Consider the following 18043-nt stretch of genomic DNA (forward strand, 5'->3'; position numbering starts at 1 on the left):
CCTAAACCTGTCGATAGTTTTGAAAAAAGCTGTTTATTTTTTCCAGCGCCGGTTGCAGGACATCCGTATGGGGTAAAAAGACCAGGCGAAAATAGGTGCCATTGTGCAAATTAAACGCCCGCCCGTGCACCAGCAAAATCTTTTCACTGCTGAGCAGATCATAGATCATCTGCTCATCATTACTGATATTGAAGCGCTCCGCATCCACCCGGGCAAAACAATACATGGCCCCTTTGGGCTTGACGCAACTAATGCCGTCAATCTGGTTGAGCATCTGCCAGGAAATATCCCGCTGCGCTTTGAGCCGACCGCCATCGGCCACCAGTTCCTGAATGCTTTGATAGCCGCCCAGGGCCGTTTGAATGGCAGCCTGGCAGGGCACGTTGGCGCACATGCGCATGGATGAAAGAATATTCAGCCCTTCGATATAGTCGGCAGCCAGTCGTTTATTGCCGCTGACCACCAACCAGCCAGCCCGAAAACCGGCCACCCGGTAGTTTTTCGACAAGCCGCTTAAGGTCACGCAAAATACATCGTCAGCCAGTGAGGCAATACAGGTATGCTGGTGGCCGTCATAAAGAATCTTGTCGTAAATCTCATCAGAAAAAATCACCAGACCATGTTCACGGGCCAGCTCTACTACCTGCTCTAGCAAGGCTTTGCTATACACTGCGCCGGTGGGATTGTTGGGATTAATCAGCACAATCGCCCGGGTTCGGCTAGTGATCTTACTTTTAATGTCATCTAGGTCAGGAAACCAGTCAGCCTGTTCGTCACACTGGTAATGCACTGGCGTACCGGAGGACAGGCTGACAGCCGCAGTCCACAATGGATAATCCGGCGAGGGCAGCAGTACTTCATCGCCGCTATTACATAAGGCCTGCATCGCCATCATGATCATTTCGCTGACGCCGTTGCCGATAAACACATCATTGACCCGCACATCGCTGACCGCCATTTGCTGGTAATACTGCATCACCGCTACCCGCGCAGCATAAATGCCGGTGGAATCAGAATAGCCCTGCGACGTAGGCAGGTTATAGATAACATCTTTAAGAATATCGTCGGGCGCTTCAAACCCAAAAGGCGCTGGGTTGCCAATGTTCAGCTTGAGGATGCGATGGCCTTCGTCTTCCATTTTGCGGGCCTGGGCAGCAATCGGCCCGCGAATGTCATAACAAACATTATCAAGTTTATGTGAGCGTGCTACTGATTTCATAATCCCTTGGCTTACCAACTAAAGAGGGCTTCCAGAGTAGCGTAAAGCGGCTCGGCTGGCGATGGGTATCGGCAGCCAGTTACCGAAAAAATGATAGAAAAGTGAAAGATTTCTAAGACCTGGAGGAAAGCGGAGCTGTCGGGAAGAGCCCTGCGCCTCTCGAACGGGCCGGTAAGCCATCCTTTAAGATGGTAGATTAAAAACTAATCATGTAAATGGGTTGTGAATTTCGCAGGGTGTTATATCTTAGTAGCAAGGGCAAAAGCCACATAGAAGGGGCGTGGCAGGCCTGTCAGAGCGCTATATATGTGCTTATTTTACTAAGCAACCATGAGGCTGCGTATGTCACACTCGTTTAAAGAAACGCCACATAATGCCATTACCGACAGCGGTATCGCGCGCGTCATCCCGTGTAAAGAGCTCAGTCTGAGCGACCCGGTAAAATGGCTGGCCCTGGGGATCAGGGATATGAAGCGGGCACCGATGCACACCTTATTTTATGGGCTGCTTTTTGCCATTATTCCGGCGCTGATCACCTATCTGGTGGCGCTGACCGGCTGGCACCTCATCATTTTACCCGCCATGGTCTGTTTTATGTTGTTGGGGCCGTTTCTCGCTGCGGGGTTATATGATGTTAGTTGGGAACTGGAAAAAGAACACAAACCTTCTTTGTGGCATTCTATCAAAGCCATGAAGCGCAATGCCGCCAATGGCTGGGGCTTTGCCTTTTTACTGATGGTAATGATGATCTTCTGGCTACGTGTGGCTTCTCTCATCCATGCCCTCTATCCCCCTTATCTGGATGATACCTTAAGCGATTTATGGCCTTTTCTGATTCTGGGCACAGTGGTCGGCGCGGCATTTGCGCTCACGCTATTGTTTATCAGTGCCTTTACCCAGCCTATTTTAATGGAGCGTAAAGTGGATTTGGCTACCGCGCTTATGACCAGTATCAATGCGGTATGGCTGAATAAAATGCCGATGTTATTGTGGGGCGGTATTATCTTCTTGTCAGTGATCATTGGCTTTATCACCGGCTTTATCGGGTTTATCGTGCTAATGCCCTTACTGGGCTATGCTACCTGGCATGCCTATATTGATACTATTGAAACCAAGCGGCCGCGCCATTACGAGTAACTTTAATAGTCGCGCTGCTGTCTGAACACGGCTGGCGCGGCGATTTTGTGTAGCTGGCACGTGATCAAGACGTTAATTGTTGAAATAAATTTACATTTGGTGTCATTTTATTAGACTTTTAGGTATATCAATTAGTTATAAAGAATCTAACTTTAGTAATTAGTAGTATCAAGTTTTTCCTGTTAAATCTAATTGAATCAGAGTGTTGCGTATATCGCGATAATTGTGCATCCGCTTGCTAACACCCTGCCTCTTTTTCGTAACAATAAAAAAACAGTAATTTTATTACACCTCTGGCATAACTATTAAGGCGTTGTGAGGGCACAGCGCGCAGTACCCATTTTGTCACGAGGAACACAACATGAAGATTTTATCTAAATCACTGCTTATTGCCGCCACTCTTGTCAGCCTGGGTCACCAGGCGCACGCTGCAGAGTCACAACAACCCGTTCGTTTTACCGGCGACACTCAGTTTGCCGGTTTTTGTAAAGCTGTGGTGCTAGACGACGTGGCGGTGCTACGCTCTTCCATCCATCGCAGTGTCGGCCAGGTAGCCGCTAGCGATCGTGGGGTGGTTCGCATGGCGCTGGCGGAGGACGGCCTGACCTGTAACGGTACCAGCTTGCTGGAGTTTTCCAAACAGCGTAACGCCACCGAAGTACACAACTTTTTAATGGCGCAGCATTAAGCCGGCTCTAGCTGTATCCAGCATACAAAAGCGGGGGCCTTGGCCCCCGTTTGCTTAACTGGTGCGGGTTAACCGCCTGGCCTGCCATAAGGCCTGGCTAAGCAGCCGCGCCATGTAGGCCCGCAGGGTCAGCAGCCCCACATACGAAAGGGGTACTAAAAACAAACTGGTGAGCGTGGAAAACACCAGGCCGCCAATGATAGCCAGTGCCATCGGCGCATACGGCGGGCCATCGCCACCGATACGGGTGCTGCCCATGGCCAGTGGGATGAGGCCCAGCACGGTGGTAGCTACTGTCATCAAAATCGGGCGCAAACGTGACTGGCACCCCGCCAGCACCGCTTCGGTAAGGGCCTGGCCGGTGTTGCGCAGCTGATTAATGCGATCCACCAGCACAATACCATTGTTCACCACGATTCCCATCAGGATCAGCATCCCAATCATGCCGATGATCGACATGGGCGTCCCGGTCAGCCAGAATGTCCAGAACACGCCGGTAAACGAATACAGGAGTGAAACAATCACCGCAGTGGGCAGCAGCAGCGACTCGAACAGCGCCGCCATCACAATGTAAATCATGCAGATGGCCAATAGCATATTGACCTGCATCACCTGACTGGCTTCGTCCATGTGGCTGAAACTGCCATCCAGTGACCACTGATAGCCATCCGGGAAGCGTTTGTAGGCTAACACCTGAGTGATCTGTTCGCGGGCCTGTTCCAGGGTAAAATCTTCACCCAGATTGGCTTTGATGGTCAGGGCGGTCTGGCGATTTTTACGGTTGATTTGCGACGGCTGTGAGGCGATCTCAAAGCGCGCCAGCGAGCCCAGCGTGACGGGTTTGCCTTGCCAGCTGCTGATCTGAATCGCCTGCAACTGCTCCAGCGATTGTTGAGTTTGCTGCGAAAATGCCACTTTCACTGCCACTTCGCCGGCATCGCCATACCGAAAACTGCGCAGATTCTGCCCGCGCAGCGCGGTACCGATCAGCCCGGCCACGGTCTGGCTGTCCAGGCCCACGCGGTGCACGCGCTCCCGGTCCAGCGTGATCTGCACTTCCTGTTGCTGGTTGCCAATATCCAGGCTGACATCTTCTAAGCCTTCGATGGCCGATAACGCCGGCAGTACTTCTTCACCCAGCATCAGCAGACGATCGGTGGACTCTCCCATTAAGGTCACCTCCACGCCACCGCCATTGTCGGTGCGCCAGTTAAACGACGGGCGGGCCCGGGCAAATTGCGGCATCGCTTCGGCGACCTGCTCTTTCCAGCGGGCGATGGGAATAGGCAAATTCTCTTTTAAGGTAATGCCTGACACAGCTTCGCCATCGGTATACCAGGTATACACCTGAGCGATATGAAAGCGCTCCTGATTGGCATATAGAAACTCTTCCATTTTATTGACAGTCTTTTCGACCTCTTCAAGGCTATAACCTTGGGTAAAATGGTAGTTCATCCACACCCGCTCATTATCATTGTTGCCCTGGCCATCAGAATTGACGCCCTGCATAGGCAATGCTGTGGACAGCAACACCAGCACCGCAATGACTGCACTGGTTTTGCGCCGGCTCATCATCCAGCGCAACGCGTGCTGGTAACCGCGCTGATAAGCGGGCAGGGTAGTGCGACTGGCCGCTTTGGGGGTGGCTACTTTTTCGGCCAACAGCGGAATTAAGGTTTGGGCGATAAGCAATGAGGCAAAAAGGGAAATGCAGATGGCGATGGCCATATGCTCTAAAAACACCGTCACATCGATTTTGATGCCGACGATGTTGGGTAAAAACACGATGGCAGTGGTCAGGGTGCCGGCAATCACTGCCAGGCTCACCTTACTGACCCCGGCCAGTGTGGCCTGGCGGCGATCAGCCCCGGCGCGGCGCTCATTAAAAATGCTTTCGGTAATCACCACCGCATTATCGACCAGCATGCCTACTGCCAGTAGCAGCCCCATCAGCGACAAAATGTTCAGTGAATAACCGGCCAGGTACATCACGCCTAAGGTGATGCACAATGCCACCGGGACTGATAACACGACAATTAAGGTGGTACTGAGCTGGCGCAAAAACAAATACAACACCGCCAGCGAAAACACTGCACCCAACACGCCAGCCCACAACAAATCAGCCAGGGAACTGGTGACACTGCTGGCCACATCATCCATTACAAACAGATTGATGCCGTTAAAGGCCGGATCTTGTTTGGCCTCGTCGATCACCGCCATAACCGCCGCCGAGACCTCCACCAGGTTACTGCCAGACTCGCGAAAGACATTAAAGCCCACTGCGTAGGTGCGATCAAGATGGCGGCCTTCTTCGGCTTCAGGCAGTTCATAGCTGATGGTGGCAACATCAGCCAACCGCGCGTGGGGGGCTACTGCCAACTGCGCAAAATCGCGAATGTCGGTAAATTCCCCCTGGGGCGATACCCGTATTTGCTGACGGCCATCATCGGTGGTTCCGCCGGACATGGAAAAATTGGCTTGTTGCAGGGCGGTGGTAACCTGTTGTGGGGTGATCCCCAGCGCTGACAGCTGGCCGGGCTGCAACCGGATCATGATTTGTTTTTTCATGACCCCATACAGTTCCACTTTGGACACCCCGGGTACCCGTTCCATCGGCCGCTTTAAGTTGCGGTCCAGCAGATCATAGGCATTGGACAAGTCGCGCTCACTGGATACCCGCAGCTGAAAGATGGGCATATCGTTGGTATTGAACTTAAATACCAGAATTCGTTCGATATCCGATGGCAACAAATGGCGGATTGCATCGACTTTTTCGCGGGCCTCAATACTTTTGGCTTTAATGTTTTCATCCCAGTTGAACTCCACCATCACTTCGGCGCGGTTATCAAAAGAACGAGACTCAATGCGCCGGATCCCGGAAAGCGTAGCCAGCGCTTCTTCGATGGGGCGGGTGATCATGCGTTCAATTTCTGCTGGTGTGGCATCCTGGTAAGGCACATAGACCACCATTTCGGGAATATCGATGCCGGGGAACTTTTCCAGCGGCAGCAGCCGGCTGGCCACAATGCCAAATAACAACATGGACACAAACACCATACCGATGGTAACCGGGTGGTGCAGGGCAAACCGGGCCAGGCCGGCACCCCATTGGGCTGCCTTATCCATAGGTTTTTTCTCCTGCACTGTCCGGCGCGGTGGTAAATTGCTTGCGATCAAACAACGCATAAAGCACCGGCAGCACAATCAGGGTGATCACCGAACAATACAACAAGCCGAAGATCACCGTGATGGCCATGGGGGTACGTACTTCAGCGCCTTCACCGACGCCGATAGCCATGGGCAGTAAGCCTAAAATGGTGGTCAGCGAGGTCATGACGATAGGGCGCAAACGGGTTTGCGCAGCCTGTTCGATGGCCGCGGCTTTAGCCATGCCAGCACTGCGCAGCTGATTGATGCGGTCCACCAGCACGATGGCGTTGTTAACCGCAATCCCGCACAGCATGATGAGGCCGATAAACACCACCACACTCAGATTGGTGCCGGTCAGCCACAAGCCATACACCGAACCGGCTCCGGCCAGGGGCACGGCAAATAAGATCAGCAGCGGATGCAACAGGCTCTCAAATTGCGAGGCCATCACCAGATACACCATAAATACCGCCAGGGCTAAGGCAAACTGCAAGGACGCAAAACTGGCTGCCATATCTTCGCTCTGGCCAGCCACCCGGGCCCGTACTGTCAGCGGCAAGCCGGCCTCGCGGATAATCTCTTGCGCCTGGGTGGCTGCTTCTGCTAAGTCGCCAAACGCCAGGTTGGCTGCAATGACCGCCACGCGCTGCTGGCCGATGCGTGTGATTTCGCTGGGGCCACGGCTCATATACACGTCTGCTACAGCGCTAAGGGGGACCGGCTGGTCACTTTGCGGATTCACAATAATGGCCCGCACCGCACTGGCATCGCTACGCTGACGGTTGAGGGTACGCACCAGCACATCAATCTTTTCATCTTCAAAGGTATACTGGGTAGCCACTTTGCCGCCTACCTGAGCAGCCACCAAATCGGATACCGTGCGCGCCGACAATCCCAGCGCGGCTAAGCGGGCATGATCAAAGCGTATTTTCAACTCGGGATTGCCCTGGTGCAGGGTACTGGTGATATCGGTAAAACGCGGCTGCTCGGCAAGGCCGGCAGCCACGGCCTGGCTGGCCTGGTACAATTGATTAATGTCGTACCCTTCCAGTTCAATTTGCAAGGGCGCGGCAAAGGTAAATAGCTGAGGCTCTGAAAACTGGCTTTGTACCCCGGCCTGCCGGGCTAAAAACTGGCGTAACTGTTCCTGCGCACGGCTAAGATCGGTAGCACTGCTGGTGGGGGTCATCACCACATTCAGCCGGCCCCAGTGGTCGCCACGCTGGCTGGCGCTGGCACTGACCAGGCTGCCGGTACCGGCCAGCGAATAGGTTTGTGCCACCTGCGGGTTATCCGCCAGATGGGTTGCCATTTGAGTTAACAGCGCATCGGTTTGCTCTACCCGGGCGCCAGCGGGCAGGGTCACTTCCACCGCAAATTCGCCCTGTTGCATACTGGGGATCAGCTCCACGCCAAGGCGCGATAACAGCGGCACTGCCAATGCCGACACCACGACCACCACCAGCAGCACAGCCACCGGCAGTTTTAACGCGTGCTGTAACAAGCGGGCATAGCCGGTTTCAAAATGGGCAAATAACCGGTTGAAGCCACCGGCCAGCGGGCTTAAGGTTACGCTACCCAGCTTGGACAGCATCTGCCATACACCCAGTATCAGGGTCATCAGGGCCAGCGGGATCCAGCGGCCCAGTAGGCGGCCTAGCATGCGTAGCGGCCACAGTAAATAGCCGGCCCAGTGTCGCCAGCCGCTAGCGGTAGTGCGAGTTTGTGTAGTGCTATCGGCCGTTGCCGGGGCGGTGGGCTTAAGCCCATTGCGCCCGGCCAGAGATGGGATCAGGGTGAGCGAGACCACCAGCGAGGCCAGTAGTGCAAAGGAAACTGTCATAGCCTGGTCGGCAAACAACTGCCCGGCGATGCCTTCAACAAAGATCAACGGCACAAACACCGCCAGGGTGGTCAGGGTAGCAGCTACAATGGCCCCGGCCACTTCCTGAGTGCCGCTGGTAGCGGCCTGGCTGCGGCTGCTGCCGGCCTGGCGTTTGCGGTGAATATTTTCCAGTACCACAATACTGTTATCCACCAACAAACCGATGGCCAGCGCGATGCCGCCTAAGCTCATGATGTTCAGGCTGATATGATTGGCGTACATCAGGTTAAAAGTGGCAATCACCGACACCGGAATGGAAATCGAAATGATCAGGGTGGTCCATACATTGCGCAAAAAGAAATACAGCACCAGCATGGCCAGCAGCCCGCCCAGCCAGGCCGCATTTTTTACCTCACTGATGGCCTGGCTGATAAAATCGCTCTGATCATACACCAGATTCAGCTGATACCGCGCGGGCAGCGCTTCCTGCACCTGGCTGATTTGTTGATGAACCCGACGTGCCACTTCCACCGCATTGGCATCACCTTCTTTGTAGATGGCGATCTCGGCACCTTCGGCACCGCTAAAGCGGGTCATGGCATCACGGTCTTTAAACGCGCTGGTCACCTGCGCCACATCTTTTAACTGCACAGTGCGCTGGCCAGACTGGCCAATGTACAGCTGCCGAATTTCCTCTAAGCTTTCAAATTCATTGAGGGTGCGCACCAAAAATGCCTGGCTGCCTTGGTCTACCTTGCCGCCGGCGGTATTGATATTTTCCTGGGCCAGGCGCTCAATGATATGGCTGATGGTAATGTTTAGGCGGTCGGCCTGCTGCTGGTCGACCAAAATCTGGATCTGGTTTTCCAGCCCGCCGCCAACCCGGATCGAGGCCACCCCTTCGGTGGACTCCAGCTTGCGCTTGATTTGTTGTTCGGCATAAAAGCGTAAGGTTTTCAACGCTTCAGTGCTGGCATCGGCCTCAGTAAAGCTCAAGCCAAAACGCATGATGGGATCGGTGGTGGGGTTAAAACGCAGCAGGCGGGATTTTTCCACATCCAGCGGCAGTGTCAGAATGTCCAGCTTTTCGCGCACTTCCAGGCTGGCTAGGTCCATGGCGGTGCCCCAGGCAAACTGCAGGATGACATCGGAGGTGCCAGCCCGCGATACCGAGGTCACTTTACTCACCCCTTTAACCACACCAATGGCTTCCTCGATAGGCTTGGACACCAGTTGTTCTACTTCGGCCGGGGCGGCGCCCGGGTAATCGGTGCGAATGGTCAGTGTCGGGTAGGCCAGTTCAGGTAACAGATTTACCGACAGGCGGCCCAGCGATACCATGCCAAACAGCAGCACAGCGAGGGTAAACATGGCCACGGCCACCGGCCGCTCTACAGCCACTCGAATGATACTCATGAGGGATCTCCGGTTGGCGGCAGGTTAGCTGTTCACCACAGCTACAGGGGTCTGGTCTTTTAGATTCTGATGGCCCACGGTGACCACTTGCTCATCGCCTTGCAGACCTTCAAGCACTTCAATCTGATTGCCCTGTTCAAAGCCCGTCCGGATATTGACCTGTTGGGCCAGGCCGTCTTTAACCACAAACACGCTGGGCTGATTATCAACAATCAGCAGTGCCTGGCGGGGCAGCAGGCGGGCGTCCTGGTGCGTGGCATAATTAAGTGCCACTTCGCTGAACATACCGGCTTTTAAGGTTTCATCCGGATTGGGCACTTTCAACGTTACCTTGAAGGTACCGGTCTGGGCGTCAATTACCGGGCTGATGCGTTGCACATACGCCTGTACCTGGTTGTTGCCTAAGGCTGGGATACGTAGAGTGGCTGCCTGGTTAAGCGCGATATTGGGCAGCTCGTTTTCCGGCAGGTAGACAATACCCTGCAGCGTGGTTTGCTGCACAATATGGAACATGCGTTCACGCTGAAACGATTCAGTCAGATTACCCACCTTGGCATTTTTTTGCGCAATGTAGCCGCTGATGGGCGCAGTGATGGTGGTTTCTGCCAAATCCAGCTCGGCCAGGCGTACCGATGCCTGGGTGGAATCAAACTGCGCCTGCAGTTTTTTGTACACATCTTCGCTGACCAGCTGCTGACTATAGACCTTATTAACTTTATCCAGCTCTTGCTGAATGCCGGCCAACTCGGCGCGCGCTTTGGCCAGCGCCAGTTCATAGCGTTTGCGATCCAGGCGGGCCAGAACCTGGCCTTTTTCCACATAATCGCCTTCTTCCACCAGGATGTGCTCAATGATGCCGGAGGCGCGTGCCACCACAAAGGCTTCATCGGTGGCTTCCAGCGTCGCCGTGGTGGCATAGGTAGAAGCAATCGAACCCACGGTAACCTGTGCGGTCTCAACCGGGATCTGAATTTGCTCGGCGGCCTGTTCAGGGGTGGCATCAATGGCGTTTACATCATTGCAGCCGGACAGCAGCACACTGCTGCCCAGCAGGCTGGCAAGCAACATCAGGCGGGAAAAACGAAGGGGTGACGCATCCATGGTGAATTCCTGTAAATTAATTATTGTTAACTATATCCCTCCAATTAGGCATTGTGTGTGCCAAAGTGTTAAACAATGTTAAATGCTATAATTTACAATAAGTTACAGGTGCAAAAAAAGGCTATGCCGAATGCGGCATAGCCTTTTTCATGATTATTTGGTCAGGCTGACGAATGCTTAGTCAGATATAGTGTAACTGGTGGTCAGTTTCACACTGTCTTTTAGCATCAGCATAACAGAGCAGTATTTTTCCGCCGACAACGACACCGCGCGACTAACAGCTTTGTCAGTCAGGCGTTCGCCACGTACTTTATAGTGCGCATGGATTGCGGTGAACACGCGCGGAGGCTCGGCGGCACGCTCGGCCGATAATTCACATTCACAATCGGCGATATCGAAACGTCCTTTTTTCAGGATTTCTACCACATCAACACTGGAGCAGGCCCCGACAGACACCAGCACCGACTCCATTGGCGAAATTGCATTGCCATTGCCGTCCATCACTGTTTTGTAGCCGCTGTCGGTAGTGCCGGTAAAGGTGAGATCCTTATCCCACACAACATTTGCTTTCATGATTTATCCTTTTGATTAGGGGCAGATGGTGTCAACCGTACCGCCTGTTTATCAATCACAATTTTGCGCTGCTTGTACAGGCTGCCTAAGGCTTTTTTGTAGGCCGCTTTGCTCACCTTAAAGCGCTTATAAATCTCATCCGGCGGGCTCTTGTCAGTCAGGGTCGACAAGCCGCCGTGGGCCTGCAGGTCATCGATGATGGCGTCGGCCAGGCTATCGCGGCCTTGTTTATCGGTGCGTTGCAAGCCGATGTCCAGTTTGCCATCCTCGCGAATGTGTTTGATCACTGCATCCACTTCATCACCGATCCGCAGGCGCACAAAGGCATCGGAGTGAAAAATCAGCCCGGTATGGGTACCTTCCACTACGACCTTAAAACCCAGTTCGGTTTTGGCATACACCCAACACTGTACCGCCTGGCCTTCGCTAAACGGTGGCGGGGTCTGGTCTAAAAACGGGTGCAGGCGCGTGGCACCCAGTACCCGATTGGTTTTTTGCTCATAGAATGCATGCACCACATAATGCATGCCCGGATCGATGGCCGCTTCCTGATACAGGTTGGGTACCAGCAAGTCTTTTTCCAGCCCCCAATCAAAAAATGCGCCGAAATGGGTCACATTGACGGCTTTGAGTACCCGGGTTTCACCCACCTGCAGCCTTGGCATGTGAGGGGTTGCTACCAGCGAGCCGGCTTCATCCGTGGTGACAAAAACTTCCAGCTCGGCACCGGTGGTCAGCCCGGCAGGTGCCAGGTGACTGGGCAGGGTGACTAAACCGTCTTCGGGGTTGCCCGTAGAAAGCTGAAAACCAAAAGGAAACTCACCACTGACGGTGAGATGGTTTGTTTTTCCAACGTGTATCATGAAGCCTGACTGTCTGAGAAATTACAGGTACCATAATACCTTACTATCCACCTAAGAGCGACGAAACTATGTTACTGAACTGCGATTTAGGCGAAAGTTACGGCGCCTGGAAAATGCCGGTGGACGATGCCATCATGCCGCTGATTGACCAGGCCAATATTGCCTGCGGTTTTCACGCCGGCGACCCCATCGCCATTGAGCAAGCTATCGGGCTGGCTGCACAGCATCAGGTGCAAATCGGCGCGCATCCGGCCTACCCGGATTTACAGGGCTTTGGCCGCCGTAGTATGGCCATGGCCCCGGCCGAGCTAAGTGCCTGCTTGCGCTATCAAATCAGCGCCCTGCAAGGCCTGGCGACATTACATGGCCAGCCCTTGCGTTATGTTAAACCCCATGGCGCCTTGTACCATGATTTGCTGCACAGCGAAGAAGTGCGCGAAACCGTGTTTGCCGCCATCGCCGCTTTTGGCCCACTGCCGGTCATGGTACTGGCCCAGGCTGAGCCGCACGCGATCAAAGCCCACGCCCGTCAGCATGACCTGCCGGTGTTGTTTGAGGCCTTTGCCGATCGCCGTTACACCGATGAGGGTGGCCTGATGTCACGCCAGCAAAGCGGGGCGGTGTTGACCGGCGACGAAGCACTGGCCCAGGCCCGGCAGATCGTTGACAAGGGTACGGTGACCACCGCGACTGGCCATACTCTGGCGCTGACGGTCGATACCCTGTGTGTGCATGGCGATACCCCCGATGCACTGGCCATGGCCAAACACATACGGGCGCTGATTGGCGCTCGCCAGCAGGATTAAACATGCAATTATTTGGCAGTATAAAAGCCATCGAACCAGCCGGTATTGATGGCATGATCATCTATTTTAACGGCGAGAGCCTGACCGACCAGAATAATGCGGTGCAGGGTATGGCCCGCGGGCTTAAAGCCGCTGCATTGCCGTGGGTAAAAGCCTTGATTGCCGGCTACGATTCACTACTGGTGCTGTATGATTTACAGCGCGCCGACAGCCACAAGGTATACCAGACACTGCGTCACATAGCGCCGCAGGCTGAGCAACCGGGTGAGCATGACCATCATACCCTGCCGGTGTGGTACGGTGCACCGGAGGCCAATGATTTGGCTACCATCGCAGCGCACACCGGGTTATCACATGAGCGCATTATCGCGTTGCACAGCGGCCAGGATTACCGGGTTTTCACCGTGGGCTTTTCGCCTGGTTTTGGCTACATGGGCGAACTGGACCCGCAATTAAGCTGCCCGCGGCTCGACTCCCCGCGCACCCGGGTGCCGGCGGGGGCGGTGGCCATTGCCGATCGGCAAACCGCCATTTACCCCAGTGCGTCGCCGGGCGGCTGGCATTTGCTGGGCTTGTGCCCGTTACCGTTGTATCGCCCCGACGCCAGCCAGGCGGTGACCTTAAAAGCCGGCGATACTGTGGCCTTCGAAGCCATTGACGAATCCACTTTTCGGGAGTTGTATGATGCCCACCACTAACCTTGTCATTACCGACCCGGGCATGCTCAGCCTGGTGGTGGATGCCGGGCGCGACACCAAAGCGCAGGAAACTGGCTTTTGTGCCTCCGGCGCTATCGACCAGCTGACCTTTGAGCTGGTCAACTGGCTATGCGGTAATGAACTGGATGCTGCAGCTTTAGAGTGTATCGGTGCGGTCACCATCACTGTTGATGGGCCTTTGTGTGTGGCGGTGGGCGGCCCGCAGGTCAGTGTCGAGGTCAATCAACAGCCTGCCGAGTGTTGGCAGTCGCTGCCTCTGCGCGCCGGGGATACGCTCGCGGTTACCCCGGCCCGTTTGGGCACCAAGACCTATATCGGGGTGGGCGGTCAGCTGGATCTGCCGGTGGTGCAGGGCAGTCAGAGTATCGTGATGCGTGAAGGGGCTGGTGGCCTGCGCAATGATGGCAAACCCTTACTAGCCGATGATCGTCTGGCCATTGAGCCGCACAGGCAGGACATCGAGCGTCATCTCGAGAAAAAGGAAATCCCCGATTATCAGCTGAACACCCCGCTGGATGTGGTACTGGGCTATCAGGTGGCGCAGTTTAGCAGCTGGCAGCAGCAGTTATTCTTTGCCAGCGAATATGCGGTGACCAACGACATAAATCGCATGGGATTTCGCTTAAAGGGGCAGGCAATCAGCCCGGCCTCAGGTACAATGTACTCCGAGGGCATCAACTGCGGGTCGATTCAGTTTCCGCCCGATGGCCAGCCCATCATTATGCTAGCTGACCGGCAAACTCTGGGCGGTTATCCCAAGCTGGGCTGTGTGGCTGATTATGATCTGTATCGTCTGGCCCAGGCGGTACCTGGTGATACGGTAACTTTCACGGCCATCGACTATGACAATGCCCGGGCCAAGTGGCTACTTCGCCACCGGCTTGAAGAACTGATTTTTGACAGCGACGAATAGGTAGACACAATAGCCAATGACCATTGCATTTTTGAATGATCGTTATTTGCCCCTGGATGAGGCTCGCATCTCACCCATGGACCGGGGGTTTTTGTTTGGCGATGGTATTTATGAGGTGATCCCCACCCATGCCGGCCAGTCAGTGGGCTTACACGCGCATTTGGCGCGCATGGCGGAAGGATTGGCCGCATTACAGATAGCTAACCCATTTAGCACTGACCAATGGCAACAGCTGGTGGATAAACTGGCGCAGCAAAATGCGCAAGCATTGGATACCCCATATATCGGTGTGTACTTACATGTCACCCGGGGTACCCACGCCAGCCGTCAGCATGCCTATCCGGCTAGCGGCAGCCCAACTGTGTTTGCCTACGGTTTTGCCATGGCCACACCGCCAGTCCCGCTGGCAGACAAGGTTACCGGGCTGCATGTGGCGCTCACTTACGATTTGCGCTGGCAGCGCTGTAATATAAAGTCCACGTCTTTGTTGGGCAATGTGATGCACTACCAGCACGGTGCTGCGCGGCAAAAACAAGAAACTATCCTGCTAAACCGCGACGATGAAGTGACCGAAGCGGCTTCGTGCAATGTGTTTGCGGTCATCGACGGGCAAATTATCACCCCGCCACTGGATCATCAGTTATTGCCTGGTATTACCCGGCAACTAGTCATCGACAGCCTGGCGCGCGAAGGGCTGGAGGTGCAACAAGCGCCGATAAGCAAAGAGGCGTTGCTGCGTGCGCAAGAAGTGTGGTTAACCAGTTCCAGCAAAGAGATAGCCCCGGTATTAAGTATTGAGGATCAGCCGGTGGGGCAGGGGCATCCAGGGCCGGTGTGGCAGCAAGCCATCGAGATTTTTAATCGGCATAAATACAGCCTGTAATAAAAAACGCCCGTCAGGGCGTTTTATATTAGTCATCCAGCTGGTCGCAGTCGCCGTCGGCACATTCGCCGTACAGGTACAAACTGTGGTGGGTGAGCTTCATATTGTTCTGCTTGGCCACTTCCATTTGGCGCTGCTCGATGACGTCATCTTCAAATTCAATCACTTTGCCACATTTCAAACAGACCAGATGGTCGTGATGATCTTTGTGGCTGATTTCAAACACTGACTTGCCGCCTTCAAAATGATGGCGGTTCAAGATGCCGGCATCATCAAACTGGTTAAGCACCCGGTAGACCGTCGCTAAGCCAATTTCTTCGCCCTGTTCAATGAGAATTTTATACACATCTTCAGCGCTGATATGCTGATTTTCTGGCTTCTGCAAAATTTGCAGAATTTTAAGACGCGGCAGCGTAACTTTCAGGCCGGCCTTTTTAAGTTCTTTGTTTTGATCCATTGAATACCAACTTCAGGAGCTGTTTTGCAGATAGTCGTATTATAGGTAAGTTGAAATGATTTGAAAGCAAAACCCCGGTTTTGTGATGTTGCTGGCTAAAATTTCTGCAGCCACATATTTGTTGCCGCCTTACCCCCTTGTGTTTGACCCTGATAACCCGAATTTTCTTTAGAATATTTTGTGCGGTTTTACACAAACGGGAATTTACACTTCTGTAACAATTTTGTATGTTAAAGTGGCAGTATATTCACAGGAATGTAGAGCCATGCGCTTGACGGTAGTCAGAAAAATAATAATAGGGTTTGCGTTATTTTGGTGTTTGTTGTTAGTTGTCGGGGCATTATCGTATTTAGGCTTGTCTGATATTCGTAAAGCCGCAGTGGCTGTGGTGGATGAAAAAATGCCGCTGCAAATTCAAATGATGGAAATCAAATCGGAAACCCAGGCACTCGCTACTATTGTGGCCAATGGCTTTCATGAAACCGATATTGAAAAACTGCGTCAAAACCGGGCGACTTTTAATGATTTGTCGGCGACCTTCTTAGCCGAACTAGATCAATTGGAAGCCAGCCGCACCGGCAATGGCCGGGCGCAACAAGCCATCGCCGATAGCCGCATGTTTGTCAGCCAAAGCGACACCATGTACAGCGCGCTGGAGCAGCGCCTACTGCTTGAAGCCCGTCTCACCGAACAGCTCATCCAGGTGCTGGGATTTGCCGATGAAGCCAGCGCCCTGATGTTAGATTTAAGCTATCTGGATGCCAACACGCCCGGGCTGCAAACCTTAATAGGTGCGGGCAACAATGTGGACAACAAACTGCTCACCCTCAACACCGCGCTTGAAGAACTGGCCGCCAGCCGCCAAGCGCAGGTGGTCACCAATATTCGCGAAGATCTGGCCTATCAGCTAAGCAACCTCAAAGTTGATAAAGACTATCTTAACCGTCTGGCCGAAACCATAGACGATGGCGGTACCATTGCCGCATTTAATCAGCAATACAACGGCCTGGTAGACGGCATCAGTGGTGATAACGGCTTATTGGCCGAACATGCTCAGATTATGTCTCTGATTAGCGCGAGCCAGCAGCACCGGCAGGCGGCGGATAGTGCACTGGATGCCGCGCTAGCTACCATCAATCGCCTGTTTGACAATGCCAGCCAGGCCACTTTAGCCGGTCAGCAAAGTATCTTGGATACGGTGCAGGAAAGTGTCACCGAAACCGTGCTGGTATCAGCCATCGGCCTGCTTGCAGCCATTGGTCTGGCAGTAGTGGCCACCCGCAGTATTGCCCGGCCACTGGCTAAAATAAACGACGGCCTGGCTCAGCTCAGTAACGGCGATTTGACCTGTCAGTTGGACAATAGCGGCCAGGATGAATTCGCCGCGCTGGCCGACAAGGTCAATGCCCTGGCCGCCAACCTGCGCGAGCTTATCGGCAATATTTTGTCTCAGGAGCAACAGCTGGATCGGGTCTCCAAGGACAGCGTGGCCATGGGCGAGCGCTCACTGAAAGATGTGGCAGAGCAACGCGAGCAGGTTCGGGTTACCTCGCAAAACACCCAGGATGTGCAGCACACCAGTCAGAGCAACCTGTCTCAAATTAATGCGTCGAGCGCCTCTCTGGCTCAGGTGATTGAGCAAAGTGAATCGATTGCCACCCTGGTGGCCCAGTGTCGTGAGCAAAGTGTGCAGCAGGCTGAACAAGCAGAAAGCTCCGCCCAGACCATTCACCGGCTGGATCAAAACAGCCGCAGCATCGGCAGTATTTTAGATGTGATCAAAACCATTGCGGAGCAAACCAACTTGTTGGCGCTTAACGCAGCCATAGAAGCCGCGAGGGCCGGCGAACAGGGTAGGGGCTTTGCGGTGGTTGCCGATGAGGTGCGTACCCTGGCCAATCGCACACAAAATTCTACCGAAGAAATTGAAAGCATGATCATCAGCTTGCAGCAGGATGCCGGTAAGGCCGTAGAGGCTATCAATGCCGGTAAACAACAGGCTCATCGCGGCGTGGAAACCATTGCTCAGATGGACACGCAGGTGAGTCAGATTCGGGATATTATTCAGCGATTGAGTCAAATCAATCACACCGTGGTGTCGGATACGCAGCGGCAGGATAAGTTGCTCGGTCAGGTGGTGGCGAGTCTTGCCAAGATAGTCAGCCTGGCGGATTCATCGGCTGACAGCACCCACAAGGCGAATCAGTCTGTGATGCAACTGGATGCTCAAATGGATAGCCTGCGCCGGGCGGTGGAGCGGTTCAGCTTTTGATCCGGGCATAAAAAAACCGCC

Annotated in this window: 14 protein-coding genes; 7 read left to right on the plus strand and 7 right to left on the minus strand. The window is 54.0% G+C overall.

Annotated features, from left to right (window positions below; genetic code table 11):
- Window position 1 precedes the first annotated feature (1 nt).
- Window positions 2-1219 carry a pyridoxal phosphate-dependent aminotransferase gene (locus ACTUJZ_RS01705; protein WP_463634530.1) on the minus strand — a complete coding sequence of 406 codons (1218 nt, stop codon included), beginning with the start codon at window positions 1217-1219 and terminating at the stop codon, window positions 2-4.
- Window positions 1220-1561: 342 nt separating this feature from the next.
- Here ACTUJZ_RS01705 and ACTUJZ_RS01710 point away from each other — a divergent pair, with 342 nt between their 5' ends.
- Together ACTUJZ_RS01710 and ACTUJZ_RS01715 are read left to right on the plus strand one after the other, a co-directional pair.
- The gene (locus ACTUJZ_RS01710; protein ID WP_463634531.1) at window positions 1562-2356 is read left to right on the plus strand and encodes a DUF2189 domain-containing protein; all 795 of its coding nucleotides are present in this window, start codon (window positions 1562-1564) and stop codon (window positions 2354-2356) included.
- A 361-nt stretch (window positions 2357-2717) separates the two neighbouring features.
- Window positions 2718-3044 (plus strand): hypothetical protein, encoded by a 327-nt coding sequence (locus tag ACTUJZ_RS01715; protein WP_463634532.1) that lies wholly within the window; start codon window positions 2718-2720, stop codon window positions 3042-3044.
- A 54-nt stretch (window positions 3045-3098) separates the two neighbouring features.
- Here ACTUJZ_RS01715 and ACTUJZ_RS01720 read toward each other — a convergent pair whose 3' ends face one another.
- The 5 genes from ACTUJZ_RS01720 to ACTUJZ_RS01740 form a co-directional block, all read right to left on the minus strand.
- Window positions 3099-6170 carry an efflux RND transporter permease subunit gene (locus ACTUJZ_RS01720; protein ID WP_463634533.1) on the minus strand — a complete coding sequence of 1024 codons (3072 nt, stop codon included), beginning with the start codon at window positions 6168-6170 and terminating at the stop codon, window positions 3099-3101.
- The gene (locus ACTUJZ_RS01725) at window positions 6163-9435 is read right to left on the minus strand and encodes an efflux RND transporter permease subunit (protein ID WP_463634534.1); all 3273 of its coding nucleotides are present in this window, start codon (window positions 9433-9435) and stop codon (window positions 6163-6165) included. Before ACTUJZ_RS01725 ends, ACTUJZ_RS01720 begins: the two co-directional genes overlap by 8 nt.
- 24 nt (window positions 9436-9459) lie before the next feature.
- A complete protein-coding gene (locus tag ACTUJZ_RS01730) occupies window positions 9460-10536 on the minus strand; it encodes an efflux RND transporter periplasmic adaptor subunit (protein ID WP_463634535.1) in 1077 nt (358 codons plus the stop codon).
- A gap of 177 nt (window positions 10537-10713) precedes the next feature.
- Window positions 10714-11109: an OsmC family protein gene (locus ACTUJZ_RS01735; RefSeq protein ID WP_463634536.1), complete on the minus strand. Its 396-nt coding sequence runs from the start codon at window positions 11107-11109 to the stop codon at window positions 10714-10716.
- On the minus strand, window positions 11106-11972 hold the full coding sequence (locus ACTUJZ_RS01740; protein WP_463634537.1) for a CvfB family protein: 867 nt from the start codon (window positions 11970-11972) through the stop codon (window positions 11106-11108). The genes ACTUJZ_RS01735 and ACTUJZ_RS01740 overlap by 4 nt, the downstream gene beginning before the upstream one ends.
- Before the next feature lie 68 nt (window positions 11973-12040).
- Here ACTUJZ_RS01740 and ACTUJZ_RS01745 point away from each other — a divergent pair, with 68 nt between their 5' ends.
- From ACTUJZ_RS01745 to ACTUJZ_RS01760, 4 genes are read left to right on the plus strand one after another with little or no spacing between them, the layout of a single operon-like run.
- Entirely contained in the window at window positions 12041-12778 is a 738-nt protein-coding gene (locus ACTUJZ_RS01745) for a 5-oxoprolinase subunit PxpA (RefSeq protein WP_463634538.1), read from the plus strand.
- A gap of 2 nt (window positions 12779-12780) precedes the next feature.
- On the plus strand, window positions 12781-13476 hold the full coding sequence (gene pxpB, locus ACTUJZ_RS01750) for a 5-oxoprolinase subunit PxpB (RefSeq protein ID WP_463634539.1): 696 nt from the start codon (window positions 12781-12783) through the stop codon (window positions 13474-13476).
- On the plus strand, window positions 13460-14410 hold the full coding sequence (locus ACTUJZ_RS01755) for a 5-oxoprolinase subunit C family protein (protein ID WP_463634540.1): 951 nt from the start codon (window positions 13460-13462) through the stop codon (window positions 14408-14410). The genes pxpB and ACTUJZ_RS01755 overlap by 17 nt, the downstream gene beginning before the upstream one ends.
- Window positions 14411-14426: 16 nt before the next feature.
- Window positions 14427-15293, plus strand: a complete 867-nt coding sequence (locus tag ACTUJZ_RS01760) for an aminotransferase class IV (RefSeq protein WP_463634541.1) — start codon at window positions 14427-14429, stop codon at window positions 15291-15293.
- A 28-nt stretch (window positions 15294-15321) separates the two neighbouring features.
- On the opposite strand, the gene fur is transcribed toward ACTUJZ_RS01760, so the two are convergent.
- On the minus strand, window positions 15322-15750 hold the full coding sequence (fur, locus tag ACTUJZ_RS01765; RefSeq protein ID WP_463634542.1) for a ferric iron uptake transcriptional regulator: 429 nt from the start codon (window positions 15748-15750) through the stop codon (window positions 15322-15324).
- A 265-nt stretch (window positions 15751-16015) separates the two neighbouring features.
- On the opposite strand from fur, the gene ACTUJZ_RS01770 reads away from it, so the two are divergent.
- Window positions 16016-18022: a methyl-accepting chemotaxis protein gene (locus ACTUJZ_RS01770; protein ID WP_463634543.1), complete on the plus strand. Its 2007-nt coding sequence runs from the start codon at window positions 16016-16018 to the stop codon at window positions 18020-18022.
- Window positions 18023-18043 lie beyond the last annotated feature (21 nt).

It is taken from the genome of Alteromonas sp. WD8-37 (genome assembly GCF_055326825.1).